Source organism: Neobacillus drentensis (genome assembly GCF_036962125.1).
Lineage (GTDB): Bacteria > Bacillota > Bacilli > Bacillales > Cytobacillaceae > Neobacillus > Neobacillus drentensis_B.
This window is the reverse complement of sequence record NZ_JBALOA010000014.1, coordinates 43,088-48,278: the sequence shown is the minus strand read 5'-3', so window position 1 is coordinate 48,278 and position 5,191 is coordinate 43,088. Positions and strand designations below refer to the sequence as shown.

The following is a 5,191-nucleotide window of genomic DNA, read 5'->3' as shown; positions in this document are numbered from 1 at the left end:
GAAGGACACTAGCCGCTAGGGCGCTGGAGCTAGACAGTAAACTACTTTCAAAGCTTATGCTTCCTTATGTGATGAGGAAAACGTTGTGTAATACTATTAGCTCTGTGGCGGAACTTCCAACCCGAAATGGCGATAGACCAGCGGAGTGACTACCCGTCCACGGGGAGTTCTTTGCAGGAAGCCAATTTGTAATAAATATGGTTCATATACATCTTCAATCGTTTCGGCTTCTTCCCCAATCGAGGCGGCAATCGTATCGAGTCCAACGGGGCCACCGCGGAATCTTTCTATAATACCTTTCAAGAGTTTATGGTCGATATGGTCTAACCCCAGCTTGTCAACCTGGAGGAGCTCTAGTGCCTCTCTCGCAAGATTAAGATCAATCGTTCCATTCCCTCTAACTTGGGCAAAATCTCTAACCCTACGGAGAAGACGATTCGCAATCCTCGGGGTCCCTCTTGATCTTCTGGCAATTTCCGATGCGGACTGGTCATCGATTTCAGTACCAAACACTTCTGCTGTTCTAAGAACAATATTCTTTAATTGGTCTTCCTTATAATACTCGAGTCTACTTAAAACTCCAAACCTGTCTCTTAGAGGTGCAGATAAAGATCCTGCCCTTGTTGTCGCGCCGACAAGTGTAAATGGCGGGAGATCCAGTCGGACCGACCTTGCACTTGGCCCTTTGCCAATCACAATATCAAGACAAAAATCCTCCATCGCTGGGTAAAGCACCTCTTCAATCGTCCTGTGTAAGCGGTGAATTTCATCAATAAATAATACGTCCCCTGGCTCAAGTGCCGTTAAAATCGCAGCTAAATCACCAGGTCTTTCGATTGCCGGCCCAGAGGTCGTGCGGATATTCACACCCATTTCATTGGCGATAATGACGGCGAGTGTCGTTTTCCCCAATCCAGGCGGACCATAAAGAAGCACATGATCAAGCGTTTCCTTCCGCATTTTTGCAGCCTTGATATAAATATCAAGATTTTCCTTTACCTGATTTTGTCCTATATATTGACTTAGCGTTTGCGGCCTCAGGCTTTGTTCGATACTCAACTCGTTCTCGTTCACTTCACTGGATATAATCCGGTCTTCCATGAGTCATCACCTATTTTAAAAGCCGCTGCAGGGCTTTTTTAATGTATTGGTCAGTTGACATTTGCTCTTTTCTTAACTCAGGTGTAATCTTTTTGATTTCTTTCTCGGAATAACCTAATGCTTTCAGGGCAAGGATTGCTTCTTCTAAGTTGGAACTGCCTGCTTGCATATGTATGTGAAGTTGATCGCTATTAAATAAATTAGGAAAATAATCAGGCACGATATCCTGCAATTTACCCTTTAAATCTAGAATCATTTGCCGAGCTGTTTTTTTGCCTACACCTGGGAATTTGACGAGGAAGGTTTCATCTTCGTTTTCAATTGCGTTAACTACCTGCTGGACTTCTCCGGAAGCGAGGATGGCCAGCGCTCCTTTTGGACCAATCCCTGAGACATTTAGTAATTTTGTAAACAACTTTTTTTCTTCTCTTGTTTCAAAGCCGTAGAGGGCGATTACATCCTCACGAACATAATGGTATGTATAGACAGTTACCATTGTTTCCAGTTTTCCCGTATAAATAAACGGATTAGGCGTTGCAATTTGATATCCAATGCCATTGTTCTCGATCACTATATATTCTGGCCCGACAAATTCGACGGTACCTTTAATAAATTCATACACTGCCATTCTCTCCCCTAATTTTGCACTGTATTTCATTCTAACATATTATTTTAAGTTAGTTGAAGAAAATAGCAGTTTGGCGAAACATCAAACTATTCGGAATTTGAGGGCGGGGGTGTGTTGAAATTTAGGATTCGCTGATTGAAGCTCGGGATTCGCTGATGGAAATTGGAATTTGCTCATTGAAGTCCATTATTCGCTCATTGAATCTCAAAATTCGCCCATTGAAGTTTGGAATTCGCTCATTGACCCTCAAAATTCGCCCATTGCGTTCAATTTTCATATATTTTAACTGTAAAAAATAGAAAAAAACCAGGCTGAGAAGGCGGCATCAGTCTGATTCGGTGATATTTCTATTCTTTTTTTAATGTGTAAGGCTTAAATGTCTCTAAAACTTCTACAAATCGATCCTTTGTTTTAATAGGAATCCCTTGAATCAGTTCTTCTTGTTTGGTACTTTCCAATTTCTTAATATCTATTTGAAAAAATGATTGAATGATCCTTAATTGGTCCGGTCTTCCATTGAAAATGCTTAATACACCATCCTCCGTTATTCCAAAAAAGCCATTTGCTTTTAGTAATGGAGAGATATCATTGACTTGCTTGCGAAAAACAAAAGTCGACTCATCTATGTCCACCAGCTGCCATTGGTCATACTTCGCCCAAAAATTCTCAATTGACCAGCCTGTCTCATGAACCATTTCTTGACTCACTTCCCCATCCAAATAGACCCTTTCTAAGATAACCGTCGTATTGAAAGGTTCTATCTTTTCTTTGTTCTGATCGTTTCCAATCGGGGAGGCTAGGCCAATGATGGTCATTCCTTGGGCACTAAAAATAAACATGAAGAGAAGAACAGCGAATCCGGCGAAAATATACCGATAACAGGCCATCCAATGATACCTCATGCTACTCACCTCTTATTGTTATAAATTGAACAATCTATCCAGTACTAGTTTAGCCTTATTTTGCCTTTTTATCCTTCTGGCCATTATAAAAAGGGTAAAGCTCGAAAGCCTTACCCTTATCCTCGGACGGAATTACTTACCTACCGCCCTGCTGCCGTTGGCTGTCATTATAGATATTGCGGTCGCGTCCAAGCGTTCCCTCATCGGTTATTATCTGGATTGTTCTTCCATTCGCATAAGGCTTCACAGCTCTCCTAATCGCCTTTTTGGTTGCAGAAGCTTTGTCGTTATTTTTTAAATCGACGGAAACGATAATGGTATTCCCATAAGCGACTGACCTTACGGCTTGAACATTGGGAATGGCGGCTACTTGATTTCTGACTTTATTAGAAAAATCATCCTGAAAGTCAGGGTCTGTAGCTACCCCTGCATTCCCGTTTTTTGTATTAAGATGACCGTGATAATTCATATCACTCGTACTAAAACGATTATCACGCTGGAAAAAATTACGGTCTTTGGAAGCTAAAGGTGTTGTTGGATTTTTCGGATGTCCATTTTCATCTCTTGTTTGCAGCTGTCTTCTTTTACCTTCGTTTGTTACTTGGTCCTCATCTCCTAGAGAATGGTCCATCATTTCGGTAATTGCTCCGTCGTCATCCCTAAAGAGATCGTTATCTGAGCTTGGGTGGTTTTCATTTGAGTAATATCCGACCGGACTTAGAGAATTATTATTACCTCCAGCACGGTCATTATTACCACATCCAGCCAGCCCTAACATCAATGCGGCTGCTGAAAGAGGAATCATCCACTGTTTCTTTTTCAAGCGAAAAAACCCCCTCAATTAACATCCTGAGCATATGATCCATGCTCTTTATTAGGGTGTTATTTTTGAGAGGATTTCATTCAGACGGATAATTCCAAACCGATTTCAGTCTAATAACTCCTTTAGAGTTTCAATAAATTTTTTTCTAGCATAAAACTGACTAATTGTTAAGTCCATTACTTGTTTATATTTTGTATGATCTGTGTAGGACTTTTCACGGACCATTCGATTCCATTCCCGAAAAATATCAGCTGGGTATGCTAAAGCATATAAAAATGCCGCGTTATGCAAATATTTTTTAATTTGCTTAAGGCTTGAGAGCCGTTCAAATGACCAATCGAGGTAAGGTAAAATCCGGTTTGCATATTGTAAATAATCAAAGGAGGCAGGACCGAGACTAATTAAGTCAAAATCAATGAGATTTAACTGACCCGCAGCATCCCTTAAAAAATTATGATGCGCTACGTCTCCATGGAGAATTAGTGATGGCTCTTTCTGAAAAAAACTTCGGTTATTTTCCATTCCTTGTAATGACCATTCTGCCCAGGAGATCATTTCCACTAGAAATTGTTCATTTATAAAATATTCAAGAATGGGGAGATTATTTGAAAATACATTTAATCTTTCCGCCCACTTTTCGATGAGGTGACCTTTTGGAATTAATGTACGATAACGGGCTTCAAAAGATGACGTGGTCCGATGAAATTGTTCTAATAACTCAATACCTTCTTGGCGATTTTTGTGAGAATGGAAAGAAAATACCGATTTATTTGGAGGTATGTACTCCATACAGCCAAAGTAGGTTCCTTCAAAAAAAAGCTGTTCTCTCACTGGAGGCGTTAAAAATAAATAAGTTTTAACAAATCCCTCCTTTTTTAAAGTGGCTGTAAAGGCCTCTTGGAGTCTAAGTCTACTGTTGGTATGATATCCTTTTACAACATAAGCATTTTTCTCCGTTCTTAAATATATAACAGCTTTCCGAATCGGAACCATCTGAATAATTCTCTCATAGAACTGTGATTGAAAATAAGAGAGGAGACGATCAAAATAATCATCGTCTCCCTTTTTATTATTTGTGATATTAAAGGCTCTCATCTTGGTAACCCGGCATCCCGTATGGACTTGAACCTACCGGCCCCATGCCATATGGATTCATATAAGGAGGCTGTGCAGTATTAACAGGTCCTGAATATGGCGCACTGTAAATTGGCGGTGTTGGCGGTACAAAGTTCTGTTGCATTGGTGCCTGTTGTTGCATTGGGCCTTGCTGTTGCATTGGTACTTGTTGCGGCATTTGAGCCTGTAGCGGCATTTGTGCCTGTTGCGGCATTTGTGCTTGCTGCGGCATTCCCGCAGGGGCTCCTCCACCACAGCCACAATCCCCGCCGCTTCCTACTGGTAACCCTTGACCAAAATTGGATGGCTGCATATATGCCCCGGGTCCACTCATTTGTGGGTATCCAAATGGCATTTGCCCATATGGTGCTCCCATTCCGTATGGATTTCCCATTGCAGGATTTCCAAACATGTTGCCCGGCATTACTGGTGATGGTCCAAAGTCAGGTGAGATTTGTCCTGTCTCAAAACCTGAGGGACTTTCCATTGGAAATGCTGATGGCATTTGGCCGAAGGCAGATGGCATTTGATTGAAGCCTCCTGGCATTGGCTGGCCATAATCCTGCGGCATTTGGCCGAAGCCTCCTGGCATTGGCTGGCCATAACCCTGCGGCATTTGTT

At 41.5% G+C, this 5,191-nt stretch carries 5 protein-coding genes and 1 pseudogene; all 6 read right to left on the bottom strand.

Annotated elements, in window-relative coordinates:
* Positions 1 to 96: 96 nt before the first annotated feature.
* Complete coding sequence (ruvB, locus tag V7121_RS11890; protein WP_335546665.1) at positions 97 to 1,101, bottom strand: Holliday junction branch migration DNA helicase RuvB; 1,005 nt, start codon at positions 1,099 to 1,101, stop codon at positions 97 to 99.
* A 10-nt stretch (positions 1,102 to 1,111) separates the two neighbouring features.
* Complete coding sequence (gene ruvA / locus V7121_RS11885; RefSeq protein ID WP_335496773.1) at positions 1,112 to 1,723, bottom strand: Holliday junction branch migration protein RuvA; 612 nt, start codon at positions 1,721 to 1,723, stop codon at positions 1,112 to 1,114.
* Positions 1,724 to 2,076: 353 nt separating this feature from the next.
* Positions 2,077 to 2,631 carry an intercompartmental signaling factor BofC gene (locus tag V7121_RS11880; RefSeq protein WP_335496662.1) on the bottom strand — a complete coding sequence of 185 codons (555 nt, stop codon included), beginning with the start codon at positions 2,629 to 2,631 and terminating at the stop codon, positions 2,077 to 2,079.
* A gap of 136 nt (positions 2,632 to 2,767) precedes the next feature.
* Positions 2,768 to 3,454: a YhcN/YlaJ family sporulation lipoprotein gene (locus tag V7121_RS11875; protein ID WP_335496664.1), complete on the bottom strand. Its 687-nt coding sequence runs from the start codon at positions 3,452 to 3,454 to the stop codon at positions 2,768 to 2,770.
* Positions 3,455 to 3,559: 105 nt separating this feature from the next.
* Complete coding sequence (locus V7121_RS11870; protein WP_335496666.1) at positions 3,560 to 4,549, bottom strand: phosphotransferase; 990 nt, start codon at positions 4,547 to 4,549, stop codon at positions 3,560 to 3,562.
* Positions 4,536 to 5,191, bottom strand: a pseudogene (locus V7121_RS11865) (hypothetical protein); the annotation flags it as partial. The pseudogene V7121_RS11865 and the gene V7121_RS11870, both read right to left, overlap by 14 nt.

Coding starts and splice junctions, on each gene's coding strand:
- V7121_RS11880 (WP_335496662.1), bottom strand. CDS start 2,631: ATGAGGTATCATTGGATGGCCTGTTATCGGTATATTTTCGCCGGATTC.
- ruvB (WP_335546665.1), bottom strand. CDS start 1,101: ATGGAAGACCGGATTATATCCAGTGAAGTGAACGAGAACGAGTTGAGT.
- V7121_RS11870 (WP_335496666.1), bottom strand. CDS start 4,549: ATGAGAGCCTTTAATATCACAAATAATAAAAAGGGAGACGATGATTAT.